This is a genomic window from [Flexibacter] sp. ATCC 35103, from assembly GCF_001975985.1.
In the GTDB taxonomy this organism is placed as follows: Bacteria; Bacteroidota; Bacteroidia; order Flavobacteriales; family Flavobacteriaceae; genus Flavobacterium.
The window spans coordinates 105,552-123,477 of sequence record NZ_MTQF01000003.1; the positions used below are offsets into that span (position 1 = coordinate 105,552).

The window sequence follows — 17,926 nt, forward strand, 5'->3', positions numbered from 1 at the left end:
AATGAAGAATTATATATACCTCGCAATCATTGGTTTTTTATTTATTTCATGCGGTGGAGACGATTCAGAACCTGAAAACACGGCACCAACTGTACCGGCATTAGTTACTCCTGCTGACAGCAAATTATGTGTCGACAATACCGTATCGTTTCAATGGAATTTGTCTACCGATACCGAAAAAGATGTAATAACATATCAAATTCAGGTAGCAAAAGACAATACATTTGCTCAAATTGTAAAAACAACTGAAGCTACAGCTAACAATACTTCTATTGCATTAGAGAAAAACACGGCTTATTACTGGAGAGTAAAAGCAACAGACAGTAAAGGATTAGCAAGTGCATATTCTGCTACTTTCAAACTTTATACAACTGGAGAAGCTGTGGTGAATCATTTACCATTTTCTCCTGAATTGGTACAGCCAGTTATTGACTCTCTATTGACTACAACAACGGCTTCTTTAAAATGGAATGCAACAGATGTAGACGCAACAGATGTTTTGAGTTATGATGTTTATTTTGGAAAAACAAATCCGCCTACAACGAAAGTAAGCGCAAATACAAGTGCAATTTCGTTTGATGCTACAATTGAACCTACAACACAATATTTCTGGAGAGTTGTCGTAAAAGACAACAAAGGAGGAGAAACTGTTGGTCAGATTTGGAAATTCAAGACCAAATAAAATTTTAAAAATTACAATTCGTTAATTAAAAATCCCATTGTTCATTCATTTGAAAATGGGATTTTTTATGTTTATCATTTTCTTAAAAATTTAAATAATAAACGATTACGTCTTGCCGTAAGGAAATATGAATTGCAATTTGTATACTTGTACTTCCAAAATTCTAAATTTAATTTATGAAAACAAAACTACTCTTGTTGCTTTTATTAGGCATCTTTTCTGTTTCTGCACAAACCACAAATGTTCCAACATATGTACCTAAGGATGGACTACTTGCTTATTTTCCTTTTAATGGTAATGCAACTGACGTAACAGGAAGCGGGAGTACCACAACTCCTAAAGATGTTACACTAACATCTGACAGATTTGGGATTAGTAATGCTGCATATTCTTTTAATGGTACTAGTAGTAATATCGAAGCAAATATAGTTGACTATCCTCTTAAAGGCGGTTCACGCTCATTAACCGGATGGTTTAAAGCTACTGACATTATTACCTCAAAAGAGTCTGATTTTTGCCTTGTAAGTTTTGGAAATCAAACTGATGCTAATTATTGGTTTAAAATTAGTTTTTCTAAAAATGGGTATTTAAATATTCAGTTGGACTCTAAAACTTTTCAATCTCCGGAAAACTATTTTAATAATCAGTGGACATTTTATGCAATGGTTTTCAATGATGACACAAATACTTTTTCATTATACATAAATAATGTTCTCAAATTAAGCGGAACTGCTGATTTGTATACAAATGGCTTCAACACTCTTTTTAGAATTGGAAAAAACAAGTCAAACAATTATTTTGAAGGAACAATTGACGATATCGGAGTTTGGAATCGCGTGCTAACGCAAGAGGAAATTACGAACTTATATAATGCTAAAAATCAAAAACCTTTTTATACACTAATTCCTGATATTAATTTCGAGAATAAATTAATATCACTCGGAATAGACTCAGGAACACCGGATGGCGAAGTCCTTACCGAAAATCTAAAATCAGTAACTTCTTTAGATATTCCTTCTAGCTCCATTGCTAATTTAGCAGGAATTCAGGACTTTACTTTATTAACTAATTTAAATGTATCCGGAAATCAATTAAAAGAACTGGATCTGACTGCTAATAAAAAATTGCAGATTTTAAATTGCGCTAATAACGGAAACCTGACGTTTGTGAATATCCAAAACGCAAACAATAATATCCTTACTAGTGTCAACTTTAAAAACAATTCTAAACTAACTTGTATTCAAGTTGATGATATATCGTATTCTAATACTAATTGGTCAAACAGTAAGGATGCAGCATCAAATTTTAGCTTAAATTGTAATCCAACAACAAATATTCCGGATAAAAATTTTGAAAAAAAATTAATTTCTCTTGGAATAGATTCAGGAATCCCGGACGGTAAAATATTAACTTCTAAGATATCTTCAGTAACTCAATTAGATGTTTCCTACTCTTCAATCGAAGATTTGACAGGGATTCAAGATTTTACATCTTTAACAAACTTATATTGTATTTCTAATCAATTGACAACTTTGGATCTTTCTAAAAATACTGCCTTAAAAATTTTAGAATGCAATAATAACAAATTAGCAACCTTAAACATATCAAAGAATATTGCTTTAACAAACTTACTTTGCCAAAGTAACAAAATCACAAATTTAGATATCACCCAGAATACCGCTTTAAAAATTTTAGATTGTAATATCAATTTGATTACGAATTTAAATACTTCTAAGAATATCGCTTTGACAAATTTAGTTTGTTACTATAATAGGCTAACAAATTTAGATGTTTCAACAAATGTCGCTTTAACAAATTTGGACTGTAACAGTAACCTGATAACAAGTTTAGATCTTTCTAAAAATACTGCTTTAAAATCATTCAATTTTTCTGCTAATAAATTAACTAGCTTAAACTTAAAGAACGGAAACAACAAGAATTTTTTCATCAATAATTATATGGTAGACAATCCGCAATTAACTTGTATTCAAGTAGACGATGCGGCTTATTCTACTGCAAATTGGTCCGCTTATAAAGATGCTGGTGCTAGTTTTAATACGAATTGCAGTCAGGGATATACCGTAATTCCTGATGTTAATTTTGAAAATGCACTAATCTCTCTTGGTTTAGACTCTGGTATTCCGGACGGAAAAGTGCTTACATCAAATATATCTTCGGTTAAAGAGCTAAATGTTAATGCAAAATCTATTAGTGATTTAACCGGAATTCAGGATTTTAAATCTTTAACCAATTTAAGCTGTAACAGCAACAAATTAACACAATTAGATGTTACTCAAAATACTGCCTTAATCTTTTTATCCGTTGGATATAACAATATAACAAGCTTAAATGTTTCTAAAAATAGTGCTTTAACAAGCCTGTATTTTAATAACAATCAAGTAACAAGCATAGATGTTTCTAATAATCCTGCTTTAGGGACATTATATTTTTCTAAAAACGCTCTAACTGATTTAGATATTTCCAGAAATACTGCTTTAACAAGTTTATATTGCGACTACAATTTGTTAAAAACATTAAATGTTTCTAAAAACACTATTCTAAAAGATCTTGTTTTGGAAGGCAATGAAATAGCATATTTAGATATTTCTACAAATACTTTATTAAAGAATTTATATGGCAATCTAAATCAATTAACCTATTTAAATGTCTCTAAAAATACTGAACTAATAAATTTACAATGTTCTTCTAATAAACTTACAAGTTTAGAAGTTTCTAAAAATACTGCTTTGACGCTTTTGTATTGTGATTCTAACCAATTAACAACTTTAGATGTTTCTAAAAATACGGCATTAAAAAACTTAAAGTCTAGTTATAATCAATTGACAAGCTTAAATTTAAAGAATGGAAATAATGTTAATTTTGCAAAAATTAATTTCATAAAAAATCCTGATTTAACCTGCATTCAAGTTGACAATGCTGATTATTCGAATGAAAATTGGAGTACGGCAAAAGACAGTATTGCAACTTATAATACATTATGTATATCTCCTGATACAGCTTACACTTTAATTCCTGATCAAAAATTTGAGCAAAAACTAATTGATCTGGGATTGGATCAAGACGGAATCAATGGAAAAGTATTAAAATCAAATGTAATTTCTGTTCCTTATTTAAGCCTTAATGGATTAAAAATAACCGATTTGACAGGAATTGAAGATTTTACAGCTTTAGAAGCTTTATATATAAGAGGCGATTCGTTAAAAACACTTGATGTTTCTAAAAATCTTGCCCTGACTTATTTAGATTGCGGTCAAAATCAATTGCAATCACTTGATATTTCAAAAAATCTTGCTCTGACTTATTTAGATTGCAGCAATAATCAATTACAATCACTTGACATTTCAAAAAACACTTCTCTAAAGACGTTGCTTTGCGAATCAAATCAATTAAATTCCCTTAACTTAAAAAATGGCAATTATCAGTTGTTAGGCAGTGGTCCTAATCAACAACTAGACTTTAGAAACAACCCAAATTTAACCTGTATTCAGGTTGATGATGTACAATATGCTAATACAAATTGGGCTAATAAAAAAGATGCCACAGCTACATTTAATACAGATTGTATAATAGACTTTGTAGTATTGCCTGATACTAATTTTGAACAAAAACTGATAGATTTAGGAATCGATACTGATGGTTTAAACGGAAGAATAACCACTGCAAATATAGCTACGATTACTTCTCTGGATCTTTCTAACAGCAACATTAAAGATCTTTCAGGAATTGAAAATTTTACTGCACTGACATTTTTAGATTGCAGCGATAATCAATTAACAACATTAGATGTCAGCAAAAATCTTGCTTTAGAAACATTAAATGCTTCTACAAACCAAATCACTACATTGGATTTTTCTAAAAACAGTAAACTTAAAATTGTATACGTAACAAATAATCCATTAATATCGTTAAATCTACAAAATGGTAACAATAGAAATTTTGTTTTACCAGCTCCAACAGATAAAAAAACGGCCTCTTTATACACTAGCTTTTTAGGACTTACAACTTTAAGCTGTATCAAGGTAGATGATCCTTCTTATTCTAATGCAAACTGGTCTAAAATTAAAGAACCAACGACTACTTATTCTGCAACTTGTTCTACTTTAGGCATCGAAGATTCTGTTTTTGACAAAGCAGTTTTATATCCAAACCCAACAAAAGGTGAAGTAAACATTAATAATATTGCTTTAGAAAAAGCAACAGTTTACAATTCATTAGGACAATTGGTAAAAACATTCATCCTTAATTCGGGTGATACAAATAATACAATAAACTTATCCGGTTTACCAAAAGGCATTTATTATGTATACTTGATTAATAAAGATGCAGCTTCTGCTAAAAAAGTGATTGTTGAATAATTATATATTGTTAAAACTAAAAATCCCATTAGCCTCGGTCAATGGGATTTTTTTTTTGTAAAATTAAAAGAAAATGAATGATAAATATTACGTTTTCCCGTAAAAGAAAATCGGTTACAAATTGTATACTTGCATGAACTAATTATAAAATTAATCTATGAAAACAAAACTACTCTTATTGCTGTTATTAGCCAATTTTTCTATTTATGCACAATATACTGCTATTCCTGATGTTAATTTTGAAAATAAATTAATTGCATTGGGTATTGACTCAGGTGCTGCTGATGGTAAAGTACTTACCAGTAATATATCAACTATAACTTCTTTGGACGTCTCTAATAGTAATATTTCAAATTTATCAGGTATTGAAGATTTTGTTTCGCTGACCAAATTGGATTGCGGAACCAATAAACTTTTGACTCTTAATGTTTCAAATAACAAACTTTTGACAGATCTAAACTGCAGATACAATAATCTAAGCGTTTTGGATTTGTCAGCAAATTTAAAATTAACTGCATTAGATTGTATTTATAATCAAATAACATCGCTTGATGTAACCAAAATGCTGAATCTTGGATCATTATTATGTACTGCTAATCAACTGACCTCTTTAGATGTAACTAATAATTTGGCTTTGTATTGGTTTGGTTGTAATGGCAATAAACTGATAACTTTGGATGTTTCCAAAAACAAACTTCTGCAATATTTAGACTGCGGATTCAATCAACTGACAGCTCTGGATGTTTCTAATAATACAGCTTTGTTTTATTTAAATTGTTATTACAATAAACTAACTGCTTTAGATATTTCTATGCTTACAGAATTGACTGATTTAGCATGTTCAGACAGTAAATTAAGCAAACTGGATGTTTCTAAGAATACTAAACTAAAGTCTTTATTATGTGAAAAGATGACTTTTACAACTCTCGATATTTCTAATAATACAGCACTTAAAGAATTGTATTGCGGAAATGGAAAGCTTACCACTTTAAATGTTTCTAAGAATAAAGCACTTACCATTTTACAATGTTTTAATAATCAACTAAGCGATTTAAACATTAAGAATGGGACAAATACACTGCTTACCACTGTGAATTTTATACAAAACCCAGATCTAATTTGTATTCAAGTAGATGATGTTACTTATTCAAATAAAAATTGGTCTAGCGCAAAAGACATTACTGCTAATTATTCGACAAACTGTAATACTTATACACTTATACCAGATTCGAATTTTGAAAACAAATTAATTTCACTTGGCATTGACACAGGAGTTTCAGATGGGAAAGTTTTAACTTCAAGTATTAATAAATTGACTTTCTTAAATGTATCTGGAGCTAAAATTTCCAGCTTAGAAGGAATTGATGGTTTTTCAGCTTTAACTAATTTAATTTGTAGTGGAAACCAATTAACGTCTTTGGATCTTAGCAACAATTATGCATTACAAATTTTAGACAGCAGTAACAATCGTTTAACAGAATTATACACTTCTAAAAGTAATAATTTGGTAGCATTAACCTGTGAGAACAACTTATTGTCAACCTTAGACATTATTAATAATACCGCTTTAGATCTTTTAGATTTCAGTGGAAATCAATTAAGTTCTATAGACCTTTCGCAACATAAAGCATTGTCTCAATTATTTTGTGCTTCTAACCAATTAACCAAATTAGATCTTAGCAAAAATATTCTTTTAAAGGATTTGAATTGTTCTTCAAATCAATTGATAAGCTTGAATTTAAAAAATGGAAACAATACTAATTTACATTCTTTCAATATTCATCTGGAGAATAATCCAAATCTAAGCTGTATACAAGTCGATAATAAAACATATTCAGATACTAATTGGCTAAATTTTAAAGACGTTACGGCTACTTATAACGAAGATTGCGATTATTATACTTTAATTCCAGAACCAAATTTTGAACAAAAATTAATCGATTTAGGAATTGATACTGATGGTTTAAACGGAAGAATAACTACCGCAAACATTAGTACAATTACTTCTTTAGATCTTTCTAACAGCAATATTAAAGATCTGTCCGGAATTGAAAATTTTACTGCATTGACATTTTTAGATTGCAGTGATAATCAATTGACCACATTAGATGTTAGCAAGAATCTGGCTTTAGAAACATTAAACGCTGCTTCAAACCAAATCACTACATTGGATTTATCCAAAAACAGTAAACTTAAAATTGTATATGTAACAAATAATCCATTAATATCATTAAACCTTCAAAATGGTAATAATAGAAATTTTGTTTTACCATCTGCAACAGATAAAAAAACTGCCGCTTTATACACTAGCTTTTTAGGACTTACAACCTTAAGTTGTATTAAGGTAGACGATGTTAATTATTCTAATGCAAATTGGTCTAAAATTAAAGAACCAACTGCTATTTATTCTGCTACTTGTTCTACGTTAGGTATCGAAGATTCTGTTTTTGATAAAGCAGTTTTATACCCAAACCCAACAAAAGGTGAAATAAACATCAATAATATTGCTTTAGAAAAAGCAACGGTTTACAATTCGTTAGGGCAATTGGTAAAAACATTCACGCTTAATTCTGGTGATACAAATAATACAATCAATTTATCAGGTTTGCCAAAAGGAGTTTATTATGTGTACTTAATTAATAAGGATGCAGCTTCAGCGAAAAAAGTGATTGTTGAATAATTATATATTGTTAAAATTAAAATAATGAAAGATAAATATTACATATTCCTGTAAAAGAAAACCAATTAGAAATTGTATACTTGCACTTTTTTAAACATAAATTATGAAAACAAAATTACTTTTACTTTTATTGCTTTTTTCTTTAACTATTTCTGCTCAAAATTTAGTTCCAAATGGTGATTTTGAAACTTGGAGCTCGTCATCGCAGCCAGACGATTGGTACCGTAGTTTTAACGGTTATGTTTCTAAAAGTTCAACACCACAGAATGGATTATCAAGCACAAGATTGAAAATTACTGGAGCCACCAACTTCATAAATAGTAAGACTTTTGCTGTGAAGTCAAACAAAACTTATCGTGTAAGCCTATACCATAGAGGTGGTGCGCCGGGAGATTTTTCTTCAATTGAATTAAGCCTATATCATCAACCTGGAACATTTAAAGAAAAATTTCAACAAATTACTGACCAAACGTTTTCTGATATTCAATGGCGAAAATTAGAGTTTGAATACACTTCAAAAGTTGATGAAAATATTGAAGTAGATATATGGGTCACAGGAAAAGCCCAAGCTGAAATTTTGTTAGATAATGTTTCCGTTGTGCTTATTAACGAACCTAGTTCCCAATATACTTTGATTCCTGATATCAATTTTGAGAAAAAATTAATTGCTTTAAATCTTGATGCCGGTGTTCCTGACGGAAAAGTTTTGACTACAAGTATTGCTACACAAACTAATTTAGATATTTCATCCTCATTCATTGCTAATTTAACAGGAATTCAAGATTTTACTTCTTTAACTAGTCTAGATTTTTCCTATAACAACATTACTTCTGTAGATTTATCTAAAAATACAATTTTAACTACTCTAAATTGTTCTGCAATATATCCTGAAGGTTTGCTTGATTTAGATGTTTCAAAGAATGTTTTATTAAAAACATTACTATGTAGTGGAAATAAAATAACAAACCTAGATCTATCTAAAAATATTTTATTAACTACCTTAATTTGTAATAGAAGTAATGAATTATTAACTATTAACTTAAAAAATGGTAATAACAAAAACATGATTGTAGATAATATTCAATTCCCAAATCCAAGTTTAAAATGTGTGCAAGTAGACGATGTCGATTACTCCAATGCTAACTGGGCCGACAGCAAAATGGAAAACACCATTTATTCTACAACTTGTTCTACACTAGGCCTTGAAGATGCTGCTTTTAATAAAGCCGTTTTATACCCAAACCCAACTAAGGGAGAAGTAAACATTAATAATATTGCTTTAGAAAAAGCAACAGTTTATAATTCATTAGGGCAATTGGTAAAAACATTCATCCTTAATTCTGGTGATACAAATAATACAATCAATTTATCAGGTTTGCCAAAAGGAGTTTATTATGTATATCTAATTAATGGAGACGCTGCTTCAGCAAAGAAAATTATTGTTGAGTAATTATATATTGTTAAAACTAAAAAATCCCATTCACTGCGGCGAATGGGATTTTTTTTATGCTTAAGTTTTTTCTAAAGAACATCTTCGCAAGTAAAAACTTCTTTTAGGCGGACTCCTTTTTCTGTATGTTCCACCGTTATAATCTGGTTGTGCGCATCATGTTCTAAAAACAAATAATGATTATTGTCTGCTGCTGCAGTAAGGAATTTTGATTTTTCCGGCATTGTTAGCAAAGGTCGCGTATCGTAACCCATTACATAAGGTAACGGAATATGTCCGGCTGTTGCTAATAAATCAGCACAAAAAACGATTGTTTTATCGTTATATTGAATATGTGGAATCATTTGCTTTTCGGTATGGCCGTCGACATAATAAATTCCGAAATTCATTTCTTCAGAAAATCCAAAGTCATTTTCAGGACGCTTTATAAAATTCAATTGTCCGCTTTCCTGCATGGGCAGAATATTCTCTGAAAGAAAAGAAGCTTTTTCACGAGCGTTAGGTTTTGTAGCCCATTCCCAATGATTTTCATTCGTCCAGAATTTAGCATTTTTAAACGCCGGTTCATAAAAAGTTTTGTCTGAATTCCATTGGACGCTTCCTCCACAATGATCAAAATGCAAATGTGTCATAAAAACATCTGTAATATCATCTCGATGAAAACCATACTTCGCCAGCGATTTATCTATCGAATGTGATCCCCAAAGAGAGTAATAACCAAAAAACTTCTCAGATTGCTTATTTCCCATTCCCGTATCAATCAAAATCAATCGTTTTCCATCTTCAATAAGCAGGCAACGTGCAGCAATATCAATTAAATTATAAGTATCTGCGGGATTCGTTTTGTTCCAGATTGTTTTAGGTACAACACCAAACATAGCGCCGCCATCTAATTTAAAATTTCCGGATTCTATTGGATAAAGTTTCATGAGAATAAATTTCTAATATCAAACAAAGCTAGGAAATACAATTTCGTTATGCTAAAAAATTCCATTTTAATGTTGAAACGTTTTAAGTCAAGTATAAACCTGATACTTTTATTATTTCTTGTTTATCCTTAAAATTGAAAAAAATCTAAAATCATTAAAAAACCGCCATCAACAACCTGTTCATTTAGTAATATAACTAATATCTATTTTAACATTTGTTATAATAATGTGAACCGTTATGGAAAAAGGTTTTTAAGTCGTATCTTTGCAGATAATTTAATTTCAACATTGAAAGACAGTACTTTAAAATGTAATAATTTAATTACTATTTTGAATATTAATTCAATTGAAAGCAAAAACAAATACCATAAACAATGATAAAAGTTTCTGATACAGCCAAAAAGAAAATCATCGACTTGATGAAAGATGATGGTTTTGATGCTGCTAGCGACTACGTAAGAGTAGGCGTAAAAAGTGGCGGATGCTCTGGTTTGTCATATGATTTAAAATTTGACAAAACCAAAGGCGACGACGATAAAATATTTGTAGACAACGACATAACGATTGCAGTTGAAAAAAAATCATTTCTATATTTAGCCGGAACAATACTTGAGTTTTCAGGCGGATTAAACGGAAAAGGTTTTGTTTTTAATAATCCAAATGCAAGCAGAACTTGTGGTTGCGGAGAATCTTTTTCGCTATAAATTAAAGTCTAAAAAGCAAAATTTAAACGCTGGAAAAATTAATTTTTTTAAGTGTTTTAAAAAACTAAAAAATGTCAAAATATACTGAAGACGATTTAAAAATCGAACTCGAAACCAAAGAATACGAATACGGATTTTACACCGATATTGAATCGGAAACATTTCCTATTGGCTTAAATGAAGATATCGTAAGAGCTATTTCTCTAAAAAAAGAAGAACCTCAATGGATGACCGATTGGCGTATTGAGGCTTTTCGTGCATGGAAAGAAATGATCGAACCGGAATGGGCAAATGTTCATTATCAAAAACCCGATTTTCAGGCCATTTCATACTATTCTGCTCCAAAACAAGTAGATCCTACAAAAACTTTAGATGATGTAGATCCTGAACTTCTTGAAATGTACAAAAAGTTAGGTATCTCTGTCGATGAACAAAAAATGATGAACAATGTTGCTATGGATATTGTTGTCGATTCTGTTTCTGTTGCTACTACTTTCAAGAAAACATTAGGAGAAAAAGGAATTATTTTCTGCCCGATTTCTGAAGCTATAAAAGAACATCCGGAATTAGTTCGTAAATATTTAGGAACTGTTGTACCTCAAAAAGACAACTTCTATGCAGCATTAAACTCAGCAGTTTTCTCTGACGGAAGTTTCTGTTATATTCCAAAAGGCGTTCGTTGCCCAATGGAACTTTCAACTTATTTTAGAATCAATCAGGCAGGAACAGGACAATTCGAGAGAACTCTTGTTATTGCTGACGAAGGAAGTTACGTTTCATATCTTGAAGGTTGTACAGCTCCAAGCCGTGATGAAAATCAATTGCACGCAGCTGTAGTTGAATTAATCGCTTTGGATGATGCTGAAATTAAATATTCTACTGTTCAAAACTGGTTTCCTGGAAACAAAGAAGGAAAAGGTGGAGTTTATAACTTCGTAACCAAAAGAGGTTTATGCGAAACAAACGCTAAAATTTCATGGACACAAGTAGAAACTGGTTCTGCCGTTACATGGAAATATCCTTCATGTGTATTAAAAGGAGACAATTCGGTAGGAGAATTTTATTCAATCGCCGTTACCAATAATTACCAACAAGCAGATACAGGAACTAAAATGATACATTTAGGTAAAAATACTAAATCGACTATTATTTCTAAAGGTATCTCAGCTGGTAAATCACAAAACAGTTACCGCGGATTAGTGCAAATCAGCCCAAGAGCTGAGAATGCACGTAACTTTTCGCAATGTGATTCTCTTTTAATGGGGAACAATTGTGGAGCGCATACTTTCCCTTATATCGAAAGTAAAAATCCATCGGCTAAAATAGAGCACGAAGCAACTACAAGTAAAATTGGAGAAGATCAGGTTTTTTATTGCAACCAAAGAGGTATTCCAACTGAAAAAGCGATTGCCTTAATTGTAAACGGTTTCAGTAAAGATGTATTGAACAAATTACCAATGGAATTTGCTGTTGAAGCTCAAAAATTATTAGAGATTTCTTTAGAAGGATCTGTAGGTTAATTGCAAAATGGAAGGTAAAAAAGTAATCATTTTAGGTTCATCCAGAAAAAACGGAAACACAACCCGAATTGTGGATGAAATTTCTAAAGATACCGGAATCGATGTAATTGATTTAAGTGATTATAGTATTTCTTATTATGATTACGAAAGCAAAAACAAAGAGGATGATTTTCTTCCTTTAATAAGAAGAATACTCGAACAGTACGACACTTTAATTTTTGCAACGCCAATATATTGGTATAATATGAGCGGAATTATGAAGGTTTTCTTTGATCGCTTTTCGGATTTAATCCGAATTGAGAAAGAAACCGGAAGAAAACTAAGAGGAAAGAAAATTGGTGTGATATCAAATTCACACGACAATGAAATTGAAGAAAGTTTTTACATTCCTTTCAAAAAATCAGCCGATTATTTAGGCATGGAATATTTAGGACACGCGCATTTTAATGCCAACATCCTAAACCAAACAACAAAAATAGAATTGACATTTATATAAAATAAAAAAAACAATGTTATCAATAAAAAACCTTCACGCCTCAATTGGTGATAAAGAAATCCTAAAAGGAATTAATATAGAAGTTAAAGCTGGTGAAGTACACGCTATCATGGGACCAAACGGTTCTGGAAAAAGTACACTTTCGGCTGTAATTGCCGGAAACGAAAACTACGAAGTTACTGATGGAGCAGTTTTCCTTGACGGAGAAGATCTTGCTGATCTTGCTCCAGAAGAAAGAGCACACAAAGGAGTTTTCCTTTCGTTTCAATATCCTGTAGAAATTCCTGGAGTAAGTGTTACAAACTTCATGAAAACTGCTATCAACGAAACTCGTAAAGCAAACGGACAGGAAGAAATGCCTGCAAACGAAATGCTAAAAGTAATTCGTGAGAAATCTGAGTTATTAGAAATCGATCGTAAATTTTTATCTCGTTCTTTAAACGAAGGTTTTTCCGGAGGAGAGAAAAAAAGAAACGAAATTTTCCAGATGGCAATGTTAGAACCAAAATTAGCTATCCTTGACGAAACCGATTCTGGTCTTGATATTGATGCTTTAAGAATTGTAGCTAACGGAGTTAACAAATTGAAAAGCGAGAAAAATGCAATTATCGTTATCACACACTATCAACGTTTGTTAGATTATATCGTTCCGGATTTTGTTCATGTTCTTTACAACGGAAGAATTGTAAAATCTGGTGGTAAAGAATTAGCATACGAACTGGAAGAAAAAGGATACGACTGGATTAAAGCGGAAAACTAAACAGTCTAAAGTCGCAAGTCTTAAAGTCAAAAGAAAAATATGAGTAAATTCAATTCTTTCGAAGAAATCAATTCTTGGAAAAAATCAAGAATCTTCAATAAAAGAATTTATCTGATCACTGAAAACTCAAATTTTAAAAAAGACTTTGATTTTGTTAGACAAATTAGACGAGCATCAATCTCTATATCATCAAATATAGCTGAAGGTTTTGAGAGAAATACAGACAAAGAGTTTATTTACTTTTTATATGTAGCAAAAGCATCAGCAGGAGAAGTTCGATCTCAATTATATTTAGCATTTGATCTGGAATATATTATTAAAGAAGAATTTGAAATACTCTTAGAATCGGTAACAGAAATATCGAAATTATTAAGTGGTTTCATAAAATATTTGAGCCCAAAGTCATAAAGTCGAAAGTCATAAAGTCGCAAACTTTATGCTTAAAATTTTTAACCTTTTGGCAAAACAGTCGACAATCCTGAGTCTTTTGACTTTCGACTTTCGACTTTAAGACTAAACAAGAAAATGGATTTAAAAGAAAAATTAGTATCGTCTTTTATGGCTTTTGAAGAGCGTGTCGATGTACATTCAGATTTACATGACATACGCACAAATGCTTTAAAAAACTTTGAAAATAAAGGTTTCCCAACCAAAAAAGAAGAAGCTTGGAAATATACATCGTTAAACGCCATCTTAAAAAATGACTTTACGGTTTTTCCAAAGGAAGAAAATGCAATCGAATTTAATCAGGTAAAAAAATACTTTTTACATGAAATCGACACTTATAAATTAGTGTTTATCGATGGTGTTTTTAGTTCGCATTTGTCTTCTACTACACATGACGGAATCGATGTTTGCTTAATGTCATCGGCATTGACCAAACCAAAATATAAAATGATTATTGATACCTACTTCAATCAAATCGCAAGTAAAGATGACAGTTTGACTTCATTGAATACAGCATTTGCAAGCGAAGGTGCTTTTATCAATATTCCGAAAAAGAAAGTTGCTGATAAACCAATTGAGATCATGTATTTCTCAACCGGAAACGAAGCTGCGCTAATGGTTCAGCCAAGAAATTTAGTTATTGTTGGTGAAAATTCACATGTTCAAATTATCGAGCGTCACCAAAGTTTGAATGAAAATCCTGTTTTAACCAATTCGGTTACAGAGATTTTTACTCAAAAACGTGCGATTGTTGATTACTACAAAATTCAAAACGATAATAGTGAAGCTAATTTAATTGACAACACTTACGTTTCGCAACAACAGGAAAGTCATGCTTATGTACACACTTTCTCTTTTGGTGGAAATTTGACTCGTAACAACTTAAACTTTTATCACTTTGGTGAAAGATTAACTAGTACGCTTAACGGAATTTCAATCCTGAACGACAAACAACACGTTGATCACTATACTTTGGTAAACCACGCACAGCCAAATTGCGAAAGTTTCCAGGATTATAAAGGAATTTTCTCTGATCGTTCTACTGGAGTTTTCAACGGAAAAATTCTAGTAAATAAAGAAGCTCAAAAAACAAATGCTTTCCAAAAAAGCAACAATATTTTATTGAGCGACAAAGCAACTATCAACGCAAAACCACAATTGGAAATTTTTGCTGATGATGTAAAATGTTCTCACGGTTGTACTGTTGGACAACTTGACGAAACAGCAATGTTCTACATGCAATCTCGTGGAATCCCGAAAAAAGAAGCTAAAGCTTTATTGATGTATGCATTCTCGAATGCCGTTATCGAAAGCATTAAAATACCGGAATTAAAACAAAGAATTACTAAAATCATTGCCATGAAATTAGGCGTGAATTTAGGATTTGATTTGTAGAAAATTCTATTATAAAAATAAAAAACCGATAANNTTATCGGTTTTTTATTTTTATCATTTTTCATTTGACCAGTAGTATGCAAATGACTGAGGTGGTGTTAAATTATAATCAGCCTTTAAACATTTAGGTTTTTCAAATTTCTTTTTATTTTTTATTTGAATAGCAAATCCTTGCTGTCTATTTTCAAAATATTCATAAAAATAAGCCTCTGTTATACCTGAATAATCTTTAGTTTTATCCCAGAGCTCTTTAAGATCAAGATTAAATATTTTCTCTATTTCAAATTCTCCAATTACCTTTTGAACAGGAGAAGAAGCATAAACTAAAACCGAAGTAACATTTTTATTTTTGAAAATAGCTTTTCTAAACTCAAATCTTTTTGTCCCGTCAAATATTTTATTTGCAAATTGAGGTTTAATTGATAGTACTACTTTCATAATTTATAATTTATACGCAAATTTAATCAAATCATTAAATTGGTCATTAGTTATTTTAATAAATCCTCTAGGCATATTCAATATATCTGGAATAACTCCCAATCTATTTAAATCATCTAAAGTTGGCTTAGGTGTAGGCAAAGAATGCGCATACAAAAAGTTCACAACAAAAGGTCTGTTATTCGGATATTTATCCCACCAACTAGCTTTTAAATCTTCTTTTGATATCATAGTTCGTCTATTACATGCATAAAAAAAATCTTCAAAAGATCCGAAATTATTTTGAACACTTTCAACAATACAGATACTTGTCACCGTACTAGAATATTTTTTGGGTGTAGTTTCTCCCATACGATATATGATTATTATATCTCCTGATTTTAATTGTCTATCTTGTGAATGAGAAATATAAACTTTACTAATTCGATTTCTATGAGGTTCATTCTCGGTATATTTTCTTTTGTCCTCTTTCGTATTAATACTATCAGGAAAAAGTTCAGTATGGTATTGTGGTTCAATTTTAATTATATATTTATCAGTTTGTCTAGATAAAAAAGGGAAAGTAAGTTTAGGATTTTCAATATTTGTGGGTAAATCTTTTCCAAATGATCTTATGTAGACTTTTTCATCTCCATTTGGGGTAGTTTTTAATCCATGATATATGAATCCCCATTCTTCAAGCATTTCTATTAATTGCTCTTGTTCAGGTCTTTTAGCAAAAAGTGTAACATATATTTCTTCTATTCCATATTGCATCGCATTGTCGAAAATCGTCTTTAAAAAACGTTCACCAATTTTATATCCGTTACTGGAAACTTTTAAAGTCCCAATTTTTAAACGCTTTTTAGGAATAAACGTTGGGGTGATTTCTGAATAACTTTCACTGTTCTTATTTTCTATTTTTACAAACAAGAATGCAGTTAAGTTGTTGTCGCTATAACAAACGTAGCATTTTTCTTCAGCTTTGCTATTAAACCATTTATTAAATTCGATATAATCCTCTCTAAAACTATCGAAAAAAGAGTCTTTAATATTAACATCTCCAAAATCAGCTTTCCTAACGGCTAATACTTTATAATCAACTAACTCATGGTTCTCCGAAGTTACTTTTTCTAAGAAATTTTGAATTTTAAAAACTTTATCTCCGATACCTAATAAATTAGCCTTCGTGTGAATTTTTTTATCTTCTGAAATTAAAATATCAACCCGACTTTCATAAACTTCGTTTAAGATTTGAGTGTCATTTATATCATTGTCCTTACTATCAATATTTTTGCTAACCTTTAATATTTCCTTACTTAACGGAGCTTGATGCTTTAGTAAATTATAACTTTCAATCTTAATACTCATAGTATCAAAAGCATGTGGATCTTTATATTTTTCTAATTCTTCAACTGTTAAAGGATGAATATATTTGGAATATTTAAGATTATCAATCCATTTAAAAAGCTGACCAATTTCTGGTTTATATATTTTGTTTGCTTCTCTGTGAATAATGATATTAGTGTCTAGTAAAATTTTCATCAAATATTTTCCATTAATTGCTTATAATTTCCGTCTCTTATTTCGATGTAAGGAATTGAATGCTTATTTGAAAGATATTTTGCATATTCTATTTCCATTTCTTGCAAGTCATTCAGAATTTGAATACTATAAATTTTCCCATCTCTCAATTTTAATCTTTCGGCAATTTTCTCAACATCATCAATTACAATTGATATTGTTTTTGGATTGATTTGATCAAAAGTATCTTCATCAATTCTACATGGAGCTCCAGATGAATTTAATAAGCAAAAATGTCCATCAAGCAGGTATTTTTTATCCTTATTAATTAATTTATTTAAGCCAAAAATTAATCTTTCCTGAGTTGAAGTAATATCTAGCACTTCTTTGTTATTTGAAAAACTAATTTCATTCCATTTCAAAACTTGACTTGCGGTTATATGTATTAATTCACTTTTAGAGACTATTTCTTTACAAATAGTTCCTTTTCCAACGCCATGAATACCACCAATAAAAAATATGTTATCAAACGATTCCATAATTATT

Annotated in this window: 14 protein-coding genes; 10 read left to right on the forward strand and 4 right to left on the reverse strand. The window is 30.5% G+C overall.

Going from position 1 to position 17,926, the window contains the following annotated elements; translation table 11 throughout:
* Position 1 precedes the first annotated feature (1 nt).
* From BXU01_RS04740 to BXU01_RS04755, 4 genes are all read left to right on the forward strand, one after another.
* Positions 2–682, forward strand: a complete 681-nt coding sequence (locus BXU01_RS04740) for a hypothetical protein (RefSeq protein ID WP_083691957.1) — start codon at positions 2–4, stop codon at positions 680–682.
* 176 nt (positions 683–858) lie between these two features.
* Complete coding sequence (locus BXU01_RS04745) at positions 859–5,058, forward strand: leucine-rich repeat domain-containing protein (protein ID WP_083691958.1); 4,200 nt, start codon at positions 859–861, stop codon at positions 5,056–5,058.
* Between the two features lie 157 nt (positions 5,059–5,215).
* Positions 5,216–7,738: a leucine-rich repeat domain-containing protein gene (locus tag BXU01_RS04750; protein ID WP_083691959.1), complete on the forward strand. Its 2,523-nt coding sequence runs from the start codon at positions 5,216–5,218 to the stop codon at positions 7,736–7,738.
* Between the two features lie 103 nt (positions 7,739–7,841).
* Positions 7,842–9,188, forward strand: coding sequence for a T9SS type A sorting domain-containing protein (locus BXU01_RS04755; RefSeq protein ID WP_083691960.1), 1,347 nt, complete (start codon positions 7,842–7,844; stop codon positions 9,186–9,188).
* 71 nt (positions 9,189–9,259) lie between these two features.
* On the opposite strand, the gene BXU01_RS04760 is transcribed toward BXU01_RS04755, so the two are convergent.
* Positions 9,260–10,117 (reverse strand): MBL fold metallo-hydrolase, encoded by an 858-nt coding sequence (locus tag BXU01_RS04760; RefSeq protein WP_083691961.1) that lies wholly within the window; start codon positions 10,115–10,117, stop codon positions 9,260–9,262.
* Between the two features lie 374 nt (positions 10,118–10,491).
* Here BXU01_RS04760 and BXU01_RS04765 point away from each other — a divergent pair, with 374 nt between their 5' ends.
* From BXU01_RS04765 to sufD, 6 genes are all read left to right on the forward strand, one after another.
* Positions 10,492–10,821, forward strand: a complete 330-nt coding sequence (locus BXU01_RS04765) for an iron-sulfur cluster assembly accessory protein (protein ID WP_055097560.1) — start codon at positions 10,492–10,494, stop codon at positions 10,819–10,821.
* A gap of 71 nt (positions 10,822–10,892) precedes the next feature.
* The gene (gene sufB, locus BXU01_RS04770) at positions 10,893–12,341 is read left to right on the forward strand and encodes a Fe-S cluster assembly protein SufB (RefSeq protein WP_055097561.1); all 1,449 of its coding nucleotides are present in this window, start codon (positions 10,893–10,895) and stop codon (positions 12,339–12,341) included.
* A gap of 7 nt (positions 12,342–12,348) precedes the next feature.
* Positions 12,349–12,837, forward strand: a complete 489-nt coding sequence (locus BXU01_RS04775) for a flavodoxin family protein (RefSeq protein WP_083691962.1) — start codon at positions 12,349–12,351, stop codon at positions 12,835–12,837.
* A 13-nt stretch (positions 12,838–12,850) separates the two neighbouring features.
* Positions 12,851–13,597 carry a Fe-S cluster assembly ATPase SufC gene (sufC, locus tag BXU01_RS04780; protein WP_083691963.1) on the forward strand — a complete coding sequence of 249 codons (747 nt, stop codon included), beginning with the start codon at positions 12,851–12,853 and terminating at the stop codon, positions 13,595–13,597.
* Positions 13,598–13,636: 39 nt separating this feature from the next.
* Complete coding sequence (locus tag BXU01_RS04785) at positions 13,637–14,005, forward strand: four helix bundle protein (protein WP_055097566.1); 369 nt, start codon at positions 13,637–13,639, stop codon at positions 14,003–14,005.
* A gap of 117 nt (positions 14,006–14,122) precedes the next feature.
* The gene (sufD, locus tag BXU01_RS04790; protein ID WP_083691964.1) at positions 14,123–15,439 is read left to right on the forward strand and encodes a Fe-S cluster assembly protein SufD; all 1,317 of its coding nucleotides are present in this window, start codon (positions 14,123–14,125) and stop codon (positions 15,437–15,439) included.
* A 54-nt stretch (positions 15,440–15,493) separates the two neighbouring features.
* On the opposite strand, the gene BXU01_RS04795 is transcribed toward sufD, so the two are convergent.
* From BXU01_RS04795 to BXU01_RS04805, 3 genes are read right to left on the reverse strand one after another with little or no spacing between them, the layout of a single operon-like run.
* The gene (locus BXU01_RS04795; protein WP_083691965.1) at positions 15,494–15,877 is read right to left on the reverse strand and encodes an ASCH domain-containing protein; all 384 of its coding nucleotides are present in this window, start codon (positions 15,875–15,877) and stop codon (positions 15,494–15,496) included.
* 3 nt (positions 15,878–15,880) lie between these two features.
* The gene (locus tag BXU01_RS04800) at positions 15,881–17,401 is read right to left on the reverse strand and encodes a PIN domain-containing protein (RefSeq protein WP_083691966.1); all 1,521 of its coding nucleotides are present in this window, start codon (positions 17,399–17,401) and stop codon (positions 15,881–15,883) included.
* On the reverse strand, positions 17,401–17,919 hold the full coding sequence (locus tag BXU01_RS04805; protein ID WP_083691967.1) for an ATP-binding protein: 519 nt from the start codon (positions 17,917–17,919) through the stop codon (positions 17,401–17,403). Before BXU01_RS04805 ends, BXU01_RS04800 begins: the two co-directional genes overlap by 1 nt.
* Between the last annotated feature and the right edge of the window lie 7 nt (positions 17,920–17,926).